We start from the raw sequence: 19,659 nt of genomic DNA, 5'->3' as shown, positions 1-19,659 counted from the left end.
CCTTGCGGCAGGGAAACGGAGGGGGAACGTGCCTCGTTGCGTCCGGACCACCGCGCTGACCTTCGTGGCCCTGTTCGCGGCCGGCTGCACGCTGGGCCCCGATTACGCGCGGCCCACCATCGATACGCCCACCGCGTACCGCAACGCCGACGCCACGTCCCCGGCCCCCACGCTCGAAAACGTCTCCGCGTGGTGGACCGGCTTCGGCGATCCGCAACTCGATGCGCTCGTGACCGAAGCGCTCGCCGCCAACCACGACCTGCGCATCGCCGCGCTGCGCGTGGATGAATTCGCGGCGCGCGCACGCACCACGCGGGCGCAGGCGTTCCCGCAGGTGGGCTACGGTGCGACCGCGGGGCGACAAGGCATCGGCGATGTCTCGACCGGCACGTATTCGGCCGTGTTGTCCGCGCGCTGGGAACTCGACCTGTGGGGTCGCGTGCGGCGCGAAACGGAAGCGGCGCGCGCCGACCTGTTCGCCACCGAAGAAGCCCGCCGCGGCATTGCGCTCACGCTGGTCGGCACCGTCGTGTCGGGCTACGTCACCTTGCTGCAGCTGGATCGCCAGCTCGCGATTTCCGAAGCGACCGTGGACGGGCGCAAGAAGAACGTCGACCTGTTCCGCGTGCGCCTGGAAGGCGGTGCGGTGTCGGACTTTGAATTCCTGCAGGTGCAGGCGGAATATGAAGCGGCACTCGCGACGCTCCCGGACATCCGCCTGGCGATCGCGCAGCAGGAACATGCGTTGTCGACGCTCGTCGGCCGCAACCCCGGCCCCATCGCGCGCGGCAAGCCGCTGGAAGGGCTCGCGGAGCCGCAGATCGCCGCCGAGTTGCCGTCGAAGTTGCTCGAGCGCCGGCCCGACATCCTGCAGGCCGAGCAGCAACTCGTGTCGGCCAACGCGCTCGTCGGCGCGGCGCGCGCCCTGTATTTCCCCAGCGTTTCGCTGACCGGCACGGGCGGCACCGCCAGCAACGAACTCGATGCGTTGTTCTCCGGACCCGCGCGCAGCTGGTCCTTCGTCGGCCAGTTGCTCGGCCCGTTGTTCGCGGGCGGCGCCATCGATGCCGCGAATGCACAGGCGGTCGCGCGTCGCGAACAGTCCGTCGAAAACTATCGCGCGACGATCCAGGACGCCTTCCGCGACGTCGACGATGCGCTGGCGGCGATCCGCGAATCGCGCGAACTCGTCACCACGCTGCAGCGGCGCGTGGCGGCGCTCGACCGCGCCGTGGGCCTGGCCACCGAGCGCTACGACAACGGCTACGCCGACTACTTCGAAGTCCTCGATACCGAACGCAACCTGTTCAACGCACAACTGTCGCTGGCCAATGCCCGCGGCGACGGCTATCGCGCGCGCACCGACCTGTATCGCGCGCTGGGTGGCGACTGGCGCGCGCAAGCGGTGCCGGCGCCGGACGCTGTTTCGCAAAGGAGTGAGTGAGTGTCCACGCAACCCGCCCCCGCGACCGCCCCGCCCCCCGCCCCCGCGCCCGACAAGCCGGATCGCCTGCGCAGGATCGTCAAGATCACGCTGCTCGCCCTGCTGGTGTTGTTCCTCTACAACATCGTCGCCGATCGGATCACGCCGTATTCGTCGCAGGCGAACGTCGATACGTACCTCGTGCAGATCGCGCCGGAAGTGAGCGGACCGGTCGTGCAGGTCGGCGTGCGCGACAACCGCCTGGTGCGCAAGGGCCAGCTGCTGTTCCGCATCGACGAAGCGCCGTATCGCATCGCGTTGCAGGCGGCCGAAGCCAGCCTCGCGGTCGCCTTGCAGGCCGAACAGTCCTCGGCGGCCGACGTGCGCGTGGCCGACGCGGCGTTGCGGAAACAACGCGCCGACCTGGCCGAAAGCCAGAAACTCGGCAAGATCGTGCTCAGCCTGGCGCAGAAGCGCGCGTTGTCGGAGACCTCCGCCATCCGCGCGCGCGCCGACATCGAAAAGACCAGCGCCGACCTCACGCGCGCCGAAGCCGAAGCCGTGCGCGCGCGCATCCGCCTGGGCGAAGGCAGCAACGGCAACCCGCAGGTGCAGCAGGCCCTGATCGCGGTCGAACAGGCGAAGCTGGATCTGCGGCGCACCTCCGTCGTCGCGCCCGCCGACGGCGCGATCACCAACCTGCGCCTGGCCGCCGGGCAATACGCCAACCGCGGATCGCCGGTGCTGAGTTTCATCGGCGGCGGCAACCGCTGGGTGATGGCGGACATGCGCGAGAACCAGCTCGGCAACATCGCGGCCGGCAATCGCGCGCTGGTGGTGTTCGACGACCATCCCGGCCACGTCTTCCCCGCGCATGTCGAAAGCGTGGGCTGGGGCGTGACGCAGGGCGGCGAAGCACCGACGGGCCAGTTGCCCGACGTCAGCGCGCCCGCGGGCTGGCTGCGCGAACCGCAACGCTTTCCCGTGCGCATCGCGCTGGATCCTCCGGAAGCGGGCGAGGCGCCGCTGCCGCCGGGGCGCAGCGGCGCGCAGGCGAACGTGGTCGTGCTCACGCGCGATACCTCGGTCTTCAATCCGCTCGCGCGCCTGTGGATCCGCGTCGTGTCGTGGATGAGCTACCTGCGATGAAACAGACGGAGGCGCAGTGGCAGTCGACGCTGCGCTTCGCGGTGGGCGTGACCGCGGCGTTCGTGTTGTGCGAATTCCTGAAGTGGTTGCCGTCGTTCCTGGCGGCCGCGCTGGTCGCGGCGTTGCTGGGCAACCTGCCGATCCGCCCGCCGGCGAAGGTCGCGATCGGGTTGCTGGTGACGATCTCCGTTTCGGCGCTCGGCGCGTTCCTGCTGTCGGTGTGGTTCCGTGGCATGCCCTTCGTGATGTTCGGATTGCTGGCGGTGTGGATGCTGCTGGCGTTCCACAAGATGCTCGGCGGCGGTTCGCCCTTGCCGCCGTTGCTGATGCTGATTTGCCTGGCCACCATCCCGGTGATCACGCTCACCGCACCGGCCTACGCCGACGTGCTGCCGATCGCGCTCGTGCGCGGGATGGTCGTGGCGCTGGCCATCATCTACCTGGTCTGGCTGCCGTGGCCCGCCGTGCAGCCGCCGAAACCGAAGCCGCTGCCGCCGCCGCGCGAGACCTCGACGTTGCGCCTGGCCTTGCTGGCCACCGCGGTGATCCTGCCGCTGATGCTGGTGTTCCTGCTGTTCGGCCTGGCCGACGTGCTGCCGGTGATGATCGCCTCGCTGATGATCGTCGCCAACTTCGATCCGCGCGCGGGCGGGCGGCAGGCGCTCGCGCTGATCGTGGCGAACTTCGGCGGCGGCATGTGCGGGATGTTGCTGTACATCGCGCTGTCGACGACACCCAGCCTGTGGTTCCTCGCGGGCCTGCTGTTCTTCGCCACGCTCGCGTTCGGCGCACGCATCAGCGCGGGCGGGCCGACGGCGCCGGTCTACGTGATCGCGTGCAACGCGATGCTGATCATCTTCGGCTCGTCGCTCGGCGACAGCGCGGGTTCGTTTTCGCTGTGGGTCACGCGCGTATTCCAGTTCACGGTCGCCGGTACGTTCGCGGTGGGCATGATGGAACTGGCCTGGCATCCACCGGTGCGCCTCCTGCCGCTCAGGGCGGGGCGTTCTTCGGGTTCTTCGCCCGGGAAAACTTGAGCTGGTCGATCACCGCGGCGGTCATCACCGCGGTCGACACCCCGAACATCAGGATCCCGTTGGCGGCTTCCACCGGCCCGAGCAAACGCCAGCGCGGCGACATCACGATGTCGCCGTAGCCGAGCGTGGAGAAGTTCACGGCCGAGTGGTACAGCGCGGTCGAGTAGTCGTTGAACTCGCCGAGCAGCAGGAACAGCACGGCCCACGCCGCCATCTGCAGGAAGTTGCCGAGCAGCATCAGCAGCATCACCGCCGACAGCGCGCGCACGTAGGACCACTGCGTGATCGGCGTCCTGCGCGGGTTGGCCTGGAAGTACGCGTACCCGCGCAGGCTCGCGCTGACGAACATCGCCTGCAACGCGACGCACAGCACGAGGACGGGAAATCCGGTCAGGATGGCGCGCAGCATGCGACGGTCAGGACTCGTCGAGGGGCGGCGACACCGGCGCGGGCGGGGCGAGCGGCACCGGCGCCAGCGATGGATCGTCGCCCTGGTCCACCCATTGCCAGAACAATTCGTAGCCCACCGCCAGCACGACGGGGCCGATGAACAGGCCGACGATCCCGCCCACCACCATGCCGCCGAGCGCACCGATCAGCACCACGGGCATCGGCACTTCGACGCCGCGGCCGAGCAGCAACGGCTTGAGCACGTTGTCGACCAGGCCGGCGACGAACACGTACACCGCGAACACGATCGTCCACAGCGACACGCCCTGCGTCGCCAGCACGTAGGCGATCACCGGCACCGTCACGATCGTCGCCGGCACCTGCATGATCCCGAGCACCAGCACGGCGAGCGCGAGCAGCGCCGCGCCCGGCACGCCCATCAGCACGAAGCCCAGGCCCACCAGCAGCATCTGGATGAACGCGATGCCGACCACGCCCTGCGCCACCGCGCGGATCGTCGAGGTGCACAGCTGCGCCACGTGGTGGCCGCGGCCCGGACCGAACAGGCGCGCGGCGATGCGTTCGGCGGCGCGCGTCCCGGTTTCGCCGAAGGCCATCACGATGCCGGCGATGATCAGCGCGGCGAGGAACAGCAGCAGCCCGATGCCCGCGCCCGCGAGCGCGCCCAGCGCCGAACGCGCGCCGCTGCGGATCTGCGGCGCGAACTTCTGCGCCAGGCTCGACAGGTCCGTGGCGGCCTGCGACCACAACGCGTGCAGGCGTTCGCCGACGATCGGCCAGCCCGCGACCGAATCCGGCGGCGGCGGAATGTGCAACTGCCCGCTGCGCGCGACCTGCAGCGCCTGCTGCGCCGAATCGGCCAGCGCCATGGACATGAAGTAGATCGGCACCAGCAGGATCGCGATCGACAGCACCACGATCACCGTGGCGATGCGTCCTTCCTTCGGGCCCATGCGCCTGCGCAGCCGCACCTGCAGCGGATACAGCATGATCGCCAGGATCACCGACCACACCATCAGGTGCAGGAAGGGCTTGAAGACCCAGTAGCAAGCGATGACCAGCGCCACGACCATGCCGGCGCGGAGCAGGACGTCCAGCAGCGCGCGCGGTGTGAGTTGTTGGTTCACTCAGGCTCCGATGCCGGATTCGGCGATGACTTCGTCTTCGTAGGCAACGAACCGTTGCAGGTCGAACGTGTCCATGCGCAGGCGCTGCGTGCCGGCGGAATACGCCATGGTCGCGAGCACGCGTTGCGGATCGCGCGCCCACGGCGGCACGTAATGCGCGTGGGCGATCACGCCGCTTTCCAGGTAAGGCGCGAGCGTGAGCACATCGGCGGTGGTCACGCGGCCGGCGAACAGCAACGGCAGCAATTCGCCCCGCCCTTCCTGCAGCACCTTGCGGATGAAGGCGTGCACGATCATCACGCCTTCGAGGTACGCCCCGTCCTTCGTGAAGCAGATGCGGCCGCGCACGTCGCCGCCGCGGAACAGCCGCGCGGCGCTGCGATAGCTTTCGATCTCGCTCTGCCCGGCATCGAGGAATCCCTTGAAGATCTCGATGAAGTCCGCGCCCGCGAGCGCCTTCTCCAGCATCACCACGCGCAACGCGATGCGGCGCAGGCGTGCGATGTCGATCGCCCCGGTGATGATCTCGGAGAACGTGGCCAGGCCTTCCTGCGTCTTCGTCGTGCGCGGCGCGCCCAGGGCGAGCGCGCGGAAATTCGGCTGGTGCTTGCCGTTGAGCGCGGTGAGCGTGTGGATGAAGGCTTCGTGCTCGGCCAGCTGGTCGAGGTCGCGCTCGGAGAACAGCGCGGTGGCGCGCAGCGTGATGCGGGTGCTGCAGGCGGTGGCCTTCGACGGCAGGTTGGGATCCAGCACGATCGCGACATCGTCGTCGCAGAAGATCGGGCCGATGCGGTCGCGCAGCCTGCGTGCGAATTCTTCGGCCGGAATGTCGAAGCGCGTTTCCGTGATCCGCGGGCCCGTCATCTCGTCGGTGACGCGGATCATTTCGCGCGCGCCGTCGGCGGCGGTGATCTCCTGGCTGCGGAAGCGCCTGTCCGGGCGCCCGTAGAGGTACGTGGAGCAGCGCGTGAATTCTTCCGTGCCGGCGCCTTCGAGCATGCGCGCGGCGACGAGGTAGCTCCACGCGGTCTTGTAGAGCCAGTGGCCGATCGGATGGCCGCGGTCGATCTGGCCCATCAGCGTTTGCAGGCCTTCGGCTTCGGCCTTGAAGGTCTTCGTGCACGGCGGCGGCGAGGGCAGTTCCGGCGCGCCGCGCTTCCAACCGTCGAGGAAGCGCGTTTCGACCTCGATCGGCCATTCGATGCATTTCAGCACCGTGATCTTCTTGCCGAGCTTGACGAGCGCGCTGTCCCACGCCTGCAGGCGCGAGAGGTCTTCGCCTGCGTTCGCCACCGTGTTCACACCGACTGCGGCCATGGCACCCTCGGTGGAGCGAGATCGTCCCTGCCCGGCCACCTTACGACCGGGACCCGCGCCTGCATTCACCGCCGGTCGGCTTGCGGCTCGCGAATCCACGCGTTCGCTTCTTCCAACGCATCCGGCGCGAAGTAGCGGACGTCGGTGGCGCGGAAGCCCTGCCCGACGAACGCCAGCGCCTCGTCCTGCCAGCGCGCGTCGCCGACGATGGCCATGCGGCGGATGCGATCGGCGTAATTGAGCATGTACGCGATGTCGTCGCCCCAGCGGTCGTTTTTCGCCCAGCCGTTGAAGTCGTCCAGCTCCACCAGCAGCCGCGTGTCCAGGCCGGCATCGATGGCGGTCTTCGCCAGCGCTTCGAGGACCTGCTGGTCCTCCAGCGTCATCAGGGCCGAGATGCGCGCAAGCACGAGGCCTGCTTCGTCGGTCGGTCGGATCTGGATCGGCATGCGCGGACTCCCTGTCAGGTTTTCGCCGGCGCATAGCGCGCCACGGTTTCCTCGATGCCCTTGCTCAGGGCCATGACTTTCTCGGCGTACTCGTTCAGCCGCTTGTCTTCGTCGTTCACCGGCGACCACGACGGCACTTCCATCGTCGCGCCCGTTTCGCGATCCACCGCGACGAAGGAGATGATGCAGTGCGTGCACAGGCGATCGTCGCCACCGAGCGGGTTGCGCGCGCGCACGTCCACCGCGAACTGCATCGACGTGCGGCCGGTGCGCACGAGCGTTGCGTTGACGGCCACGAGGTCGGAGATCTTCACCGGCGCGACGAACCGGATGCCGTCGACGGCCACGGTGACGCAGTAGCGGCCGCTCCATCCGACCGCGGCCGCGAAGCCCGCCTGGTCGATCCACTTCATCACCGCGCCGCCATGGACCTTGCCGCCGAAATTCACGTCGGTGGGTTCGGCGAGGAACTGCAGGGTGAGGCTGCGCTGGCGTTCGCTCATGGGTCGCCTTCCACCGGGGGTGCCGCCGAGTGTAGGGCCGCATGCAGCGGCCGTTGCGTGATCGCTTTGCCGTTGGTCGGTTTCATGGGGACCATCGCGCTGACGGACCTGGAGACGCTGGCCGTCGGGCTGGCTGCGCTCGTCGTGGCCGGGTGGCTGCACAAGCTGCCGGTGTTCTCGCGCATCGACGTGCCGGTGCCGGTGATCGGCGGCGTGCTCATGGCGGTGCTCGCCAGCGTGCTGCATCGCTTCAACGGCACGACGTTCGAGTTCGCCGGCACGCTGATGAACTTCTTCCTGCTGGTGTTCTTCACGACGGTGGGGCTGTCGGCGAAATTGTCCGCGCTCAAGTCCGGCGGGCGTCCGCTGGTGATCCTGTGCCTGGTGACCGTGGTGTTGCTGGTGCTGCAGAACGTGGTGGGCCTGCTGGTCGCGCGCGCTGCCGGCGCGAATCCGTTCTACGGCTTGCTCATCGGCAGCGTGTCGTTCGTCGGCGGGCCGGGCACGGCCGCAGCCTGGGCGAAGGAGGCACAGGCCGCGGGGCTGGCGAATGCACCGGAAGTCGCGGTGGGCGCGGCGACGCTGGCGGTGATCGTGGGTGCGATCGTGTCGGGCCCGATCACGGCGTGGCTGGTGCGTCGCCACCACTTGCACGGGCCGTCGGGGCCGACGCCGGCGAACTGGGTGGCGCCCGATCGCGGCGCACCGGCGCCGGCGCCGCCGGTCTCCACGATCCTGCGCGTGCTGCTGCTGATCATCATCGCGGTGCTCGTCGGCGATGCGGCGAACGAATGGGCGCGCGGGGCCGGCGTGGTGTTGCCGGGATTCCTGACGGCGATGCTCGCCGGTGCGCTCATCACCAACGTGGCGGATGTCATCGGGGCGCGCATTGCGTTCGCGCCCGTCGAGCGCGGCGGCGAGATCGCGCTGCAATGTTTCCTCGTGATGTACCTGATGGGCCTGAAGCTGTGGACGCTGGGCCCGGCGATCGTGCCGTTGCTGGCGAACCTGGTGGCGCAACTGGTGCTCGCGACGCTGGTCGGCGTGCTGCTGCTGTTCCGCTGGCTCGGCAAGGATTACGACGCGGCGCTGACCGTCGGCGGTTTCCTGGGCTTCGGCCTGAGTTCGATGCCCGTGGCGATGGCCACGATGGACAGCGTGGCCGCGCGGCACGGGCCGTCGCCGAAGGCATTCCTGTTGATCGCACTCGCGGGTTCGTTCTTCGTCGACTTCGCGAACGCGTTCATCGTGAAGGCGTTCCTGCTGCTGCCTGGACTGAACTGAGCCGCTTTTGGCTCCCTGCAGAAGCCCGCTTGGGGTGAAGACCGCGTCGCCCGAACCCGCGGCGGGGTAAGAATTTCTCGCCGACGTGGCGGCGAAAATTCTCACCCCACCACGGGCTGGGGCATCACCTTGCGTACCTTTTCGATCAAGGGGCCGACCTTGAGTTGAGGTCGCTGGCGTGCGTAGTGACGCACGCGCAACCCAATCATTGCTTTCGCGACAATCAAGAGCGCGGCGCTACCGCTTTCCTTCCTAATGTGTGGAAGGCATAGCCTTGGACAGGCGCCCCGCCTGCCAGAGAGCAGTGAGGCATTTCAGATGCGAGGGCTCGAGGTGGGCGGCGCGCCGTCCATCCGGAGAAGATGTGTTCGCCAGCGACCATCCGAATCGGTGCACTGGTCTACGCAGGCGTGTTGGCGAAAACCAGACCGCGACGAGGTCCGACGCGGCACGTCGCGTGTCTCTTTTCTGCTGTGGCAGCGGAAAAGAGACATGCGATGGGACGTGGCGGAACGCCCTCGATGGGTGTCCCCGCTTTCGCGGGGACGACGTGTACTCACCGCGCGCCTGCTTCCGCCTGGACTACGTGCCGACCGACGGTGATCGCCCGGTAACGAGCCGCGGAGTAACGTTGATGGCTTGCATGCCGGTCCGCCCCCCCACGGAGTCTTGAATGAACACGAAAGCCTACGGCGCACCCGCCGGCGACAAGCCGCTCGAACCGATGGACATCCAGCGCCGCGCCCCCGGTGCGCGCGACGTGCAGATCGAGATCAAGTATTGCGGCGTGTGTCATTCGGACCTGCACACCGTGCGCGCCGAATGGGGCGGCACGCAGTTTCCGTGCGTGCCGGGGCACGAGATCGTCGGGCATGTCACGGCAGTGGGCAGCGACGTCAAAAGCTACAAGGTCGGCGACACCGTCGGCGTCGGCTGCCTCGTCGACAGCTGCCAGCGTTGCGCCAGTTGCGCCGAAGGCCTGGAACAGTATTGCGAAAACGGTTTTGTCGGCACCTACAACGGGCCGACGGACGATCCGCCGGGCTACACCTTCGGCGGGTATTCGCAGCGCATCGTCGTGGACGAGAAGTTCGTGCTGAAGATCCGCCATCCCGAGGACCAGCTCGCCGCCGTCGCGCCGCTGCTGTGCGCGGGTATCACCACGTATTCGCCGTTGCGCCACTGGAAGGCCGGCCCCGGCAAGAAGGTCGGCGTCGTCGGCATCGGCGGGCTCGGGCACATGGGCATCAAGCTGTCGCATGCGATGGGCGCGCACACCGTGGCGTTCACCACCAGCGAGGGCAAGCGCCAGGATGCGCTGGACCTGGGCGCCGACGAGGTCGTGATCTCGAAGGATCCCGCGCAGATGGCCAAGCATGCGGGCTCGTTCGATTTCATCCTCAACACGGTCGCCGCACCGCACGACCTCGACGCCTTCACCGCGCTGCTCAAGCGCGACGGCACGATGTGCCTGGTCGGCGCGCCGCCCACCCCGCATCCGAGCCCCAACGTGGCCGTGCTGATCTTCGGGCGCAAGGCGATCGCCGGCTCGCTGATCGGCGGCTTGCCGGAAACGCAGGAGATGCTCGATTTCTGCGCCGAGCGCGGCATCGTGTCCGACATCGAGATGATCAAGGTGCAGGACATCGACCACGCGTACGAACGCATGTTGAAGAGCGACGTGAAGTATCGGTTCGTGATCGACAGCGCGACGCTGGCCTGAGCCTCAGAAGCGCAGCAGCGCGGTCAACCGCAAGGACCGCGGCGCGAAGACGTGGAAGTGCACGTCTTCGACGCCCTCGGCGGGCTCGCCCTGCAGGCGCGAGGCGTACAGGTAGTCGATGTCGTGGTCGTCGCTGTCCAGCGCGTTGAGCAGGTCGGCGTTGAAGGTCCAGCGGCCCCATTCACGGCCCACGCGCAGGTTGACGAGCGTGGAGCCGTTGGATTCCACGCTGCCGTCTTCGATCAGCGGATACGCACCGAAGTGTTTCAGCTGCGCCGTCGCAGTCCAGCCGTGCGCGTAGCGGCCGGTGAGGCCGGCACTGACGACGAGCGGGATCGATCCGGGAATCTCGTTGCCCACCGCGTCGGTATCGGTGAACCGCGCGTTCGTGCGTGACGCCTCGAAGCTGGCGACATAGCGCTCTCCGCCGAACCAGTACACGCCCAGTTCCACGCCCCGGCGCTGGCTCGGCCGACTCGGCTCGGTGATGCCCGCGTCGCCGACGAACAGCAGTTCGGAATCCAGGTGCAGGCTCCAGGCCGCCAACGTCGCCTGCAATCGATCGCCGAGGTACATGCGCGATCCCAGTTCGTAACCTTTCGACGGCACCAGTGCATCCACGCGTTGCGCGGGATCCCCGGTCACCGGATCCACGCGGATGGTCGTGCCGCGCGCGTCGTTGGAATGGAAGCCGGTGCCGTAGCTCGCGTAGAGCTCCAGCGCCTGCGACGGGCGATACGCCAGGCTCCCCTTGTACGACGTGCGCCCGTCGCGCGCGTCGCCCGAATTGGCGGCCAGCGAGCTGTCGACCTTGAAGTCGTATTCGTCGCGCCGCACGCCGAGGTAGCTGCGCCACTGGTCGTTGAAGCGATATTCCTGCGCCACGAACACGCCGAGGCTGCCCTCTTCCACCGCGTCGTCGCGCACCGTCGACAGGCGCGCGCGATCGCGCGTGCGGAACAGGCCGACCTCGCCGATGTCGTCGAAGCGGCCTTCCACGCCTACGCGCCAGTGCTGCTTGCCCGCGTCCCACTGTTGCGATGCGGAGAAGCCGTACAGCGTGCGATCGTCGACCTGTTCGAACTGGTCGCCGTTGTCGGGGTCGTCCAGGAAGTAGGTGAAGTCCGACCACAGGTCCAGCGTGCTTTTCACCACGTACGCATCGGCCCTGAACTGTCCGCCGAAGGCCGGGCCTTCCCAACCGGTCGACAGGCTGTACCGCGAAGACTCCCCGCCTACCGTTGTGTCGAGCGAACCGAATTCGGAGATCAGCCCCGCCTCCACGGCGCGCTCGGGTATCTGGTCCGGCGAATTCCACTGGTTGCGATACGCCATCAGCATCACGTGCCCGCGGCCTGTGCCGACCGCGCCGCTGTACCGCACGAGCGCGTTGCGCTTGCGCACGTCTTCGTCGATGTCCGTCCACGGACCGTCGCCCTGTTGCAGTTCGCCGGCGAAGTACAGGTCGCGACCGCCGACCTGCAACGAATCCACCACGACCGCACGCGCATACCCGTGTTCGCCCGCGGTCACTGCAACCTCGCCTTGCGTGGCCTTGTCTGCAATCGCGAAGCGCGCCGACCCCGTCGATGCGAAATCCCCGACGTCCGCGTAATACGTGCCCTTGCGATACGTGAGCGTCTCGACGGTTTCCGGGATCAGGAAATTGAGATCCGTCCAGCCTTGCCCGTGGCCATGCGTGCGCATGTTGACCGGCATGCCATCCACCCACGTCGCAAAGTCGGTGCCGTGGTCGAGGTTGAAGCCGCGCAGGAAATACTGGTTGGCCTTGCCGCTGCCCGAATGTTGCGTGGCGACGAGGCCGGGCACGAACTCGAGGAGATCGCCGGTGCGCAGCATCGGCCTGGCGGAAATCTCCGTGGGGCCGACTTCCCCTTCGGATGCGCTGATGGCTTCCCCGACGAGGCTGGCGCGGCGACCGAGGACGATGACCGTGTCGAGCTGTTCCGGCGTGGCGGTGCTTTGCGCCAGAGCGCCCGCCGAAGCCATCGAGGCGGCCAGGCCGAGCCAGCGCGCGGTATGTCGGGGAATCTGCATGTCCGGGAGGACCTCCGTGTCCGGTCTACGGACGCCACGCCCGCGCGGATGCACGGGCGCGACATTCACGCACGACGCCCTCGGGCGCTGTACTGCCCCTTGGTGCAAATCGTTTCCCCGTGGAATTCGGAGCGCTAGTCCGTCGCCGCGTCGGCGAACACCCGCTTCCAGTCCTGCGCCATGTCCACGACGACCCAGCCGTTGTCGTTCGCCGCGTCCAGCGCCTTGTCGAGCTTGCCGACCTTCGAATCGCGGTCGTAGGCGAACTCGCGCTTGTCGTCGGTGTGGTGGAGGATCGCGCCGAAGCGTGCGCCCTCGCCCGCCGTCGTCCACTGCAACATTTCGAAATCGCCGTCGGAATTGCCGAATGCGAACACCGGGCGCCGCCCGATGAAGCGCTGGATGCCGACCGGCTTGCCGGCGTGGTCGTCGACCAGGCCGATCGACGGGACTTTCAGCAGCACCGGGGTGCCGTCGCGCACTTCGAACTTCAGGTCGACGTAGCTGCCGACCACGTGCTCTGGCGGCACGCCGTACGCGGCTTCGACCCACGGCCGCATGAACTCCTGCCCGCCGCCCGACACGATGTACGTCTTGAAGCCGTTCGCGCGCAGGTGTTGCATCAGCTCCTGCATCGGCACATAGGTCATCCCGTTGTACGGCTTGCCGGTCGCGGGATGGCGCGCGGCGGACATCCAGTCGCGCACGATGGCGCTGAATTCCTCCGTCGTCATGCCGGCGTGCGTGGCCGCCAGCAGCACCATCGCGCCGTGTTCGCCGCTCGCCGCCACGCCCGCGATGTTGCCGGCGAGCACGGACTTGAAGGGTTCGGTGTCGCGCCATTCCGGATGGTGCGGCGCCAGCGCGCGGATGCGGTCCAGCACGAACAGCAGCTGGAAATACATCGGCTTCTCGGCCCACAGCGTGCCGTCGTTGTCGAACACCGCAATGCGTTCTTCCGGCGGGACGAACTGCGGCCCGCCGTTGCGCGTTGCCCCGGCGACGAAATCCAGGATCGCGCGCCGCGCCGCGCCGTCGTTCCACGACGGCAGCGGATCGCCTGCGTTCGACGTCATGCGCCTGCGCTTACTTGCCCGCCGATCCCGGCGGGAAGTCCGCGAACATCTTGTCCAGGCCCGCGTTGACGGCGGTGGCGAGCTTCTCCTTAGAATCCGGCACCGTGCCGCTGGCCACGCCGCGCCACACCGCCTTCTTCGTCTTCGCGTCGAACATGTCGAGCACCAGCGTGCCGACGGTGTAGGTGCGCACGGTGGTCGTCGCCGTGCCCATGCCGCCCCAGCCCCAGCCGTAATAGCCGCCGCCGCTGTAGAACGTGTCGAGCGATTGCTGTTGCTGCGTGGCCACGTTGGCGATGATCGCCAGGTCCGCGCTGCCTTCCGGCGCGAGCGACAGGCCTTCGGCGCGCATGCGGGCGTCGATGCCATCGATCAGGCGCTGCTTCGCCAGCGGGTTGGCGGTTTCGGGTTCCTTCGCCCAGTAGTAGGTGTGGAAGCTGGTGAAGTTGGCCGACGGATCGTGGTCGGTCTGCACGTCGGGCGTCGATGCGCAGCCCGCCAACGCCAGGCTGCACGCGACGAGGAAGCTTGCGCCGAACAACCGTGTCTGGAGCCGGGGCGCGTTCATGGGCAACCTGTTTTCGGGGGTCGGGCCGACACCGTAACGGCCGGTCCGGTTAACGTCATGCGAAGTTCTACGCACCGCCCATCCGAAAACTTACCTAGGACGGCGTGCCACCGGATCCGGGCAGTTCCACCGCTTCCTTCAGGTCGCGCTCGAGGAAGTAGTTGAGGAAGGTGCGGATCAACGCGATGGCCGCGAGCTGGCCGATGTCGTCCCAGTCCGGCGCGATGGCGCTGCGCACGATGTCCGCGGCCAGCATGAACTCCAGGCCCAGCAGCAACCAGCGCGCCAGGCTCAACCACGCCTGCCGCCGCAAGCCCTGCGAGGTCGTTGCATGCAGGCGCGCCAACGCGGGCAGCACGCGCCACAGCGCTTCCACCGCGCCGATCACGATCATCAGCACCGACAGGCCTTCCAGCGCCAGGGCGATCGCGCTGCTGACTTCGCGGAAGAGCTCCTCCATGGCGCGCTATCCGCGCACGACGCAGCGGAAGCCGAGGTGCGAGGTGGATGTATCGACGGGCTGCGCCATGCGCGCGGCCGGGCGATAGCGCCGGCAGTAATTGGGCGCGCACAGGTGCGAGCCGCCCTTCATCACGCGCCGCGGAATGTGCGCCTGCGGCACCGCGGGATCGAAGCTGTCTTCCTCGCGACCTCCGCGCGGGTTCTCGGGAATGCAGCAGGCCTTGATCACTTCCCCCGGATGCCGCGCGCGATACCAGTCGGAGGTCCATTCCCAGACGTTGCCGATCATGTCGTACAGGCCGTGGCCGTTGGGCGGGAACGCACCGATCGGCGACGTGCCGACATGCCCGTCTTCCGCGCGGTTGTCCCACGGGAACTCGCCTTGCCAGGTATTCGCGCGATGCACGCCGCCGGGAATGAATTCATCGCCCCAGGCGTATTCCGCGCCTTCGAGTCCGCCGCGCGCGGCGAACTCCCATTCGGCTTCCGTCGCGATGTCCTTGCCGATCCATTGCGCGTAGCGCGCGATGTCCACCCACGCCACGTGCACGACGGGATGGTCCTCCTTGCCGTCGATGCTGCTGCCCGGGCCTTGCGGGTGTCGCCAGTTCGCGCCGGGGATGAACTGCCACCACTGGAAATGATCTTCCAGCCGCACGCGCCCCCGCGGCGGCACGAACACGACGGACGCGGCGCGCAGCATCCCGGGCAACGCACCGGGATAGTCCGCCGGATCCGGTGGCACTTCGCAGAACGTGCGATAGCCCGTCGCCTCCACGAAGCGCGCGAAGTCCGCGTTGCTCACGGGCCGCGCGTCGATCCAGAAGCCATCCACCGACACGCGATGCGCCGGCGCTTCCTCCGGGTAATGCGCATCCGAGCCCATCACGAACGTACCGCCTTCGATCCACACCATGCCGGCGTCCGGCGCCGCGCGACCCGAGGGGGGAGGGTTGGCGCGCGACGCCGGTGCGTCGGCAGGTGCGATCGAAGCCGGGGCGTCCATGCGTGCGTCAGCCACCCGCGGCCGCCTGCTCCATCGCGATCGCCGCGTTGTCGACGGTGAAGGTGGCCGACTTCTGCCGCGGCGGGAACGCCTTGAACGTGCCCATGAAATCCGCGGCGATCTTCTGCGCGGCCATCAGGATGTAGGCATGGCTCATGTACCAGTCCCAGTACGTGTTGGACGTGATGTCCGCACGCTCGTACGGATCGGTGCGCAGGTTGTAGAACTTCGGCGTACGCAGCCGCACGAAGGGTTCGGCCCACACTTGCAACGTGCCGGGGCAGCGCTGCTCCAGGAACACGATCTTCCAGTTGTCGAACCGCAACGCGACCATGTCGCCGTCGTCGCTGAAGTACATGAAGCCCTTGCGCGGACTCTTGTCCTCTTCGCCCGTCAGGTACGGCAACAGGTTGTAGCCGTCGATGTGCACCTTGTAGGTCTTGTCGCCGGCCTTGTGGCCCTTCTTCAGCTTTTCCATGATGTCGGGCTCGCCCGCGGCGGCGAGGAACGTGGGCAGCCAGTCGTGGTGGTGCACGATCTCGTTCGACACCACGCCGGCGGGGATCTTGCCGGTCCAGCGAACGATCTCCGGGATGCGGAACGCGCCTTCCCAGTTGGTGTTCTTCTCGCTGCGGAACGGGGTCATGCCGCCGTCGGGCCAGGTGTTCATGTGCGGCCCGTTGTCGGTGCTGTAGATCACGATGGTGTCTTCGGCCAGGCCGAGTTCGTCGATGACGTCGAGCACCGTGCCCACGTTCTTGTCGTGGTCGATCATCGTGTCGTGGTACGGCGACTGCCAGCGCCCCGCCTGCCCCACGCTTTCGGGCTTGGTGTGCGTGCGCAGGTGCATGTGCGTGAAGTTGACCCAGCAGAAGAACGGCTTGCCCGCCTTGTGCTGGCGCTTGATGAAGTCCACCGCCGCGGCGGCGAAATCGTCGTCGCAGGTTTCCATGCGCTTGCGCGTCAACGGGCCGGTGTCTTCGATCTTCTGCTTGCCCACGCGGCCCCAGCGCGGCATCTCGGTGGCGTCGTCCTTGTCGGTGGCGAAGGTGTGCAGCACGCCGCGCGGACGGAAGTTCTTGTTGAACTCCGGGAATTCCTTCACCGACGGATAGTCCGGATCCTCCGGGTCTTCCTCGGCGTTGAGGTGGTAGAGGTTGCCGAAGAATTCGTCGAACCCGTGCACCGTGGGCAGGAACTTGTTGAGGTCGCCCAAGTGGTTCTTGCCGAACTGGCCCGTCGCGTAGCCCAGCGGCTTGAGCAGTTCGGCGATGGTGGGATCCTCGGCCTGCAGGCCGATCGGCGAACCCGGGATGCCGACCTTCGTCATGCCGGTGCGATACCCGCTCTGGCCGGTGATGAACGACGCGCGCCCCGCGGTGCACGACTGTTCGCTGTACGAATCGGTGAAGCGCATGCCTTCGTTGGCGAGACGGTCGATGTTGGGCGTGCGATAGCCCATCAGGCCGTCGGAATAGCAGCTCAGGTTCGAGATGCCGATGTCGTCGCCCCAGATCACCAGGATGTTGGGCTTGCCGTTGCCGCCCTTCCCGCCCGACTTGGCGGCTTCGGGCTTCTTTTTCGTTGCGGTTGCCATGGGAGTCTCCGTGAGGGGCGCCGCTTACGAGAACGGCGCAACGTTGAATGTCATGCTGACGACGGCGAACAGGCCGATCAGCCACAGCAGCGCGGCGGTGATCAGCGTCGGCGATACCGGGTACGGGCTCTCGCCGTGGATGAGGCCGGCCTGCACCATCGACTTGCGCTCGGCGCGCAGCACGCGCATGTAGACCACGTGGTGCCACAGCCCGAGCGTGAGCAGCACCATGCCGAGCGCCACCAGTGCGATGCCGAAGTTGCGCGGGGCGTTGGCGCCGAGTTCGAAGCCCGGCGTCTTCACCATCTTCCCGAAGAACTGGAAGATCGTGAACCCGAAGCCGATCAGCGACAGCGACGTGCGCACGATGGACATCAGCGTGCGATCGGTGCTCATGCGCGTGCGCTGGAACGACATGCCGGTGCGCCGCATCGACATCTCGGTGCGGTCGGTCGACAGGTTGGTGCGGTGCGAGGACAGGTCGGTGCGGTATTCCGACAGCGACGTGCGGTGTTCCGACAGGCCGGTGCGATGGTTCGACAGGCCCGTGCGATACGCCGAGTAGTTGGTGGACGCCACGTCGGACGCCTGGCCGGTGACGTCCGGGATCGGCGGCACCGGTTGTACCTCCACGCGATCCGGGCGCGGATGGACCACCGCCGCCTTGTCCTGGTCCGCGCTCATGTCCTGCGCTGCCGCCGGGGAATCGTGTGGGACATTCGCGCGCTGCCGTTCGCGAGGGACGCCAGAATCGACGGACCACCCTGCACCGCACAACGCGATAACTACTGCCCGGGGCCCAGTAGTTTTACTGTCCAACGCGCACGCGCCGGCTGCCTATGCTGCCGCCATGGCGCGCGACGACCTCTCCCTCATGCGCGGTGGCCCGGTGTTCCGCGTGCTGCACGCGATGGGCCTGGTGCGCCCGGATCTCGAGACGCCAACGCTCATCGCGATCGCCTTGGTGGTGGTCGCGCTCGGTCCGCCGGCGGTGATGGCGTGGTCGGCGGGCACGCTGCTGCCGGGCGGCGGCGCACCCATTCCCCTGGCCGGCGATTACCTCGTGATCGGGCGCTTCCTGTTCGCCGTGCCGGCGCTGGTGCTGGCCGCTTCACCGTGCGACCGGCTGCTGCGCGCGGCGCTGCGGCAGGTGGGGCGCGGCGGCATCGTGCTCGACGAACAACGCGCGGCCTACGACGGCCTGCTCGCGCGCGCCGGCCGCTTGCGCGATTCGTGGGTGCCCGAACTGGTGTGCGCGGTGCTCGCGATCGCACCGGCGCTGGTCGGCGCGGTGGCGCTCGGCGACCTGTGGCACCTGCGTACGTGGATGCTGGCCACCGACGGCACGCTCACGCCGGCGGGGGCGTGGTACCACGCGGTGTCGCTCTCGATCTTCCGCTTCGTCGGTTTGATCTGGCTGTGGCGGTACCTGCTGTGGTCGTGGCTGCTGTGGCGGCTGGCGCGCATCGGCCTGCGCGTGCAGCCCACGCATCCCGATGGTGCGGGCGGGCTCGCCTTCTTCGCCAATGCGCAATCGCGCTTCGCGGTGATGGCGTTCGCCTGCGGGTGCATCGTGGCGGGCAACAGCCTCAACCACGTCGTGTACCAGCACGTGACACTGTCGAGCCTGCAATACCTGCTCGGCGGCTGGATCGTCGCGGCCACGCTGCTGCTGGTGCTGCCGCTCGGGTCGCTGTGCGGCACGTTGCTGCGCGCCAAGCGGCATGCATTGTTCAAGTACGCCGCGATCGGGCAGCGCGCGTCGCTGGAATTCGACTTGCGCTGGAAGAAAGGCACGAGCGACGGCGCCGAATCGCTGCTCGACAGCCCCAACCCCTCGGCGCTGGCGGATTTCAACGCGGTGTTCGACAGCATCCGGCGCATGCGGCTGGTGCCGGTCTCGCGCAACGTGCTGGTCGCGCTCGCGTTGTCGGCGGCGCTGCCGTTGTTGCCGGTGGTGTTCGTGGCGGTGTCGTTCGACGAGGTGGTCAAGCGCCTGCTATCGATCATCGTGTGACGCTTCGTGGCGATGCCGCCCCGCGATCGACGCCGACACGAACACCTGCCCCGCCAGCGCCGCGTGCACCGCGGGAATCAGGTCGTCGCCCGCGTCGTCCTTGAGCACGTAGCCCAGCGCGCCGGCGGCGCGGACGCACTCCATGAGTTCCGGTTCGGTGTGCACCGAGGTGACCACCACGGCGAGGTCCTTGCGCTCGCGGCACAGGGTCTGCACCGCGGGCAGTCCATCCAGGCCCGGCAGGCGCAGGTCGGTGACCACCGCATCGGGCAGGAGGTCGCGCGCGATCTGCAGCAGCGACCAGCCGTCGCGCACCAGCGCCACCACTTCGAAGTCGCGCGCAAGCAGCCGGCGCAACTGGCGCGCAACCGACATGCTGTCTTCCGCCAACAGGATCCGCGGCGGATACCTGGAGTGCCCCGCGTTCATCGCCGAGCATCATGCAGTGCGCG

General features: G+C 67.9%; 19 protein-coding genes. 6 read left to right on the top strand and 13 right to left on the bottom strand.

What is annotated here, in order from left to right:
• Positions 1 to 28: 28 nt before the first annotated feature.
• Genes LYSHEL_RS11420 through LYSHEL_RS11410 form a run of 3 tightly spaced genes read left to right on the top strand, consistent with a single transcriptional unit; the run spans position 29 to position 3,609 of the window.
• Positions 29 to 1,444 (top strand): efflux transporter outer membrane subunit, encoded by a 1,416-nt coding sequence (locus LYSHEL_RS11420; protein ID WP_213434165.1) that lies wholly within the window; start codon positions 29 to 31, stop codon positions 1,442 to 1,444.
• Positions 1,445 to 2,572 (top strand): HlyD family secretion protein, encoded by a 1,128-nt coding sequence (locus LYSHEL_RS11415; protein WP_213434164.1) that lies wholly within the window; start codon positions 1,445 to 1,447, stop codon positions 2,570 to 2,572. It abuts the gene before it with no gap.
• Positions 2,569 to 3,609, top strand: coding sequence for a DUF2955 domain-containing protein (locus LYSHEL_RS11410; RefSeq protein WP_213434163.1), 1,041 nt, complete (start codon positions 2,569 to 2,571; stop codon positions 3,607 to 3,609). The genes LYSHEL_RS11415 and LYSHEL_RS11410 overlap by 4 nt, the downstream gene beginning before the upstream one ends.
• Here the strand turns inward: LYSHEL_RS11410 and LYSHEL_RS11405 are convergent.
• The 5 genes from LYSHEL_RS11405 to LYSHEL_RS11385 form a co-directional block, all read right to left on the bottom strand.
• Positions 3,566 to 4,018: a potassium channel family protein gene (locus tag LYSHEL_RS11405; RefSeq protein ID WP_213434162.1), complete on the bottom strand. Its 453-nt coding sequence runs from the start codon at positions 4,016 to 4,018 to the stop codon at positions 3,566 to 3,568. The genes LYSHEL_RS11410 and LYSHEL_RS11405 overlap by 44 nt on opposite strands.
• Positions 4,019 to 4,025: 7 nt before the next feature.
• Positions 4,026 to 5,147, bottom strand: coding sequence for an AI-2E family transporter (locus LYSHEL_RS11400; RefSeq protein WP_213434161.1), 1,122 nt, complete (start codon positions 5,145 to 5,147; stop codon positions 4,026 to 4,028).
• Positions 5,148 to 6,464 (bottom strand): tyrosine/phenylalanine carboxypeptidase domain-containing protein, encoded by a 1,317-nt coding sequence (locus LYSHEL_RS11395; protein WP_213434160.1) that lies wholly within the window; start codon positions 6,462 to 6,464, stop codon positions 5,148 to 5,150.
• Between the two features lie 65 nt (positions 6,465 to 6,529).
• Entirely contained in the window at positions 6,530 to 6,913 is a 384-nt protein-coding gene (locus tag LYSHEL_RS11390) for a SpoIIAA family protein (protein ID WP_213434159.1), read from the bottom strand.
• Positions 6,914 to 6,927: 14 nt separating this feature from the next.
• Complete coding sequence (locus LYSHEL_RS11385) at positions 6,928 to 7,416, bottom strand: acyl-CoA thioesterase (protein ID WP_213434158.1); 489 nt, start codon at positions 7,414 to 7,416, stop codon at positions 6,928 to 6,930.
• A 57-nt stretch (positions 7,417 to 7,473) separates the two neighbouring features.
• On the opposite strand from LYSHEL_RS11385, the gene LYSHEL_RS11380 reads away from it, so the two are divergent.
• On the top strand, positions 7,474 to 8,700 hold the full coding sequence (locus LYSHEL_RS11380; protein WP_213434157.1) for a sodium/glutamate symporter: 1,227 nt from the start codon (positions 7,474 to 7,476) through the stop codon (positions 8,698 to 8,700).
• A 673-nt stretch (positions 8,701 to 9,373) separates the two neighbouring features.
• Positions 9,374 to 10,423: an NAD(P)-dependent alcohol dehydrogenase gene (locus LYSHEL_RS11375; RefSeq protein ID WP_213434156.1), complete on the top strand. Its 1,050-nt coding sequence runs from the start codon at positions 9,374 to 9,376 to the stop codon at positions 10,421 to 10,423.
• Between the two features lie 3 nt (positions 10,424 to 10,426).
• Here LYSHEL_RS11375 and LYSHEL_RS11370 read toward each other — a convergent pair whose 3' ends face one another.
• The 7 genes from LYSHEL_RS11370 to LYSHEL_RS16025 form a co-directional block, all read right to left on the bottom strand.
• Complete coding sequence (locus LYSHEL_RS11370) at positions 10,427 to 12,481, bottom strand: TonB-dependent receptor (RefSeq protein WP_213434155.1); 2,055 nt, start codon at positions 12,479 to 12,481, stop codon at positions 10,427 to 10,429.
• Positions 12,482 to 12,615: 134 nt separating this feature from the next.
• Positions 12,616 to 13,557 (bottom strand): HAD family hydrolase, encoded by a 942-nt coding sequence (locus LYSHEL_RS11365; protein WP_213434154.1) that lies wholly within the window; start codon positions 13,555 to 13,557, stop codon positions 12,616 to 12,618.
• Between the two features lie 10 nt (positions 13,558 to 13,567).
• Entirely contained in the window at positions 13,568 to 14,125 is a 558-nt protein-coding gene (locus LYSHEL_RS11360) for a DUF4136 domain-containing protein (protein ID WP_213434153.1), read from the bottom strand.
• A gap of 94 nt (positions 14,126 to 14,219) precedes the next feature.
• Positions 14,220 to 14,585 carry a DUF1622 domain-containing protein gene (locus LYSHEL_RS11355; RefSeq protein WP_213434152.1) on the bottom strand — a complete coding sequence of 122 codons (366 nt, stop codon included), beginning with the start codon at positions 14,583 to 14,585 and terminating at the stop codon, positions 14,220 to 14,222.
• Between the two features lie 6 nt (positions 14,586 to 14,591).
• Positions 14,592 to 15,608, bottom strand: coding sequence for a formylglycine-generating enzyme family protein (locus tag LYSHEL_RS11350; protein WP_244858525.1), 1,017 nt, complete (start codon positions 15,606 to 15,608; stop codon positions 14,592 to 14,594).
• Positions 15,601 to 17,190 (bottom strand): arylsulfatase, encoded by a 1,590-nt coding sequence (locus LYSHEL_RS11345; protein ID WP_213434151.1) that lies wholly within the window; start codon positions 17,188 to 17,190, stop codon positions 15,601 to 15,603. The genes LYSHEL_RS11350 and LYSHEL_RS11345 overlap by 8 nt, the downstream gene beginning before the upstream one ends.
• A 24-nt stretch (positions 17,191 to 17,214) precedes the next feature.
• Positions 17,215 to 17,874: a YidH family protein gene (locus tag LYSHEL_RS16025; RefSeq protein WP_244858524.1), complete on the bottom strand. Its 660-nt coding sequence runs from the start codon at positions 17,872 to 17,874 to the stop codon at positions 17,215 to 17,217.
• 166 nt (positions 17,875 to 18,040) lie between these two features.
• Here LYSHEL_RS16025 and LYSHEL_RS11335 point away from each other — a divergent pair, with 166 nt between their 5' ends.
• Positions 18,041 to 19,207, top strand: coding sequence for a hypothetical protein (locus tag LYSHEL_RS11335; protein ID WP_213434150.1), 1,167 nt, complete (start codon positions 18,041 to 18,043; stop codon positions 19,205 to 19,207).
• Here the strand turns inward: LYSHEL_RS11335 and LYSHEL_RS11330 are convergent.
• Positions 19,190 to 19,582, bottom strand: a complete 393-nt coding sequence (locus LYSHEL_RS11330) for a response regulator (RefSeq protein WP_213434149.1) — start codon at positions 19,580 to 19,582, stop codon at positions 19,190 to 19,192. The two genes, LYSHEL_RS11335 and LYSHEL_RS11330, sit on opposite strands and share 18 nt — an antisense overlap.
• Positions 19,583 to 19,659 lie beyond the last annotated feature (77 nt).

The organism is Lysobacter helvus (assembly GCF_018406645.1).
GTDB lineage: Bacteria > Pseudomonadota > Gammaproteobacteria > Xanthomonadales > Xanthomonadaceae > Noviluteimonas > Noviluteimonas caseinilytica.
This window is presented reverse-complemented; position numbering and strand designations above follow the sequence as displayed.

Bases quoted from the DNA above. Each gene is read 5' to 3' on its own strand.
- LYSHEL_RS11410 (WP_213434163.1), top strand. From the start codon at position 2,569: ATGAAACAGACGGAGGCGCAGTGGCAGTCGACGCTGCGCTTCGCGGTG.
- LYSHEL_RS11405 (WP_213434162.1), bottom strand. From the start codon at position 4,018: ATGCTGCGCGCCATCCTGACCGGATTTCCCGTCCTCGTGCTGTGCGTC.
- LYSHEL_RS11395 (WP_213434160.1), bottom strand. From the start codon at position 6,464: ATGGCCGCAGTCGGTGTGAACACGGTGGCGAACGCAGGCGAAGACCTC.
- LYSHEL_RS11390 (WP_213434159.1), bottom strand. From the start codon at position 6,913: ATGCCGATCCAGATCCGACCGACCGACGAAGCAGGCCTCGTGCTTGCG.
- LYSHEL_RS11385 (WP_213434158.1), bottom strand. From the start codon at position 7,416: ATGAGCGAACGCCAGCGCAGCCTCACCCTGCAGTTCCTCGCCGAACCC.
- LYSHEL_RS11375 (WP_213434156.1), top strand. From the start codon at position 9,374: ATGAACACGAAAGCCTACGGCGCACCCGCCGGCGACAAGCCGCTCGAA.
- LYSHEL_RS11370 (WP_213434155.1), bottom strand. From the start codon at position 12,481: ATGCAGATTCCCCGACATACCGCGCGCTGGCTCGGCCTGGCCGCCTCG.
- LYSHEL_RS11365 (WP_213434154.1), bottom strand. From the start codon at position 13,557: ATGACGTCGAACGCAGGCGATCCGCTGCCGTCGTGGAACGACGGCGCG.
- LYSHEL_RS11360 (WP_213434153.1), bottom strand. From the start codon at position 14,125: ATGAACGCGCCCCGGCTCCAGACACGGTTGTTCGGCGCAAGCTTCCTC.
- LYSHEL_RS11355 (WP_213434152.1), bottom strand. From the start codon at position 14,585: ATGGAGGAGCTCTTCCGCGAAGTCAGCAGCGCGATCGCCCTGGCGCTG.
- LYSHEL_RS11345 (WP_213434151.1), bottom strand. From the start codon at position 17,190: ATGGCAACCGCAACGAAAAAGAAGCCCGAAGCCGCCAAGTCGGGCGGG.
- LYSHEL_RS16025 (WP_244858524.1), bottom strand. From the start codon at position 17,874: ATGAGCGCGGACCAGGACAAGGCGGCGGTGGTCCATCCGCGCCCGGAT.
- LYSHEL_RS11335 (WP_213434150.1), top strand. From the start codon at position 18,041: ATGGCGCGCGACGACCTCTCCCTCATGCGCGGTGGCCCGGTGTTCCGC.
- LYSHEL_RS11330 (WP_213434149.1), bottom strand. From the start codon at position 19,582: ATGTCGGTTGCGCGCCAGTTGCGCCGGCTGCTTGCGCGCGACTTCGAA.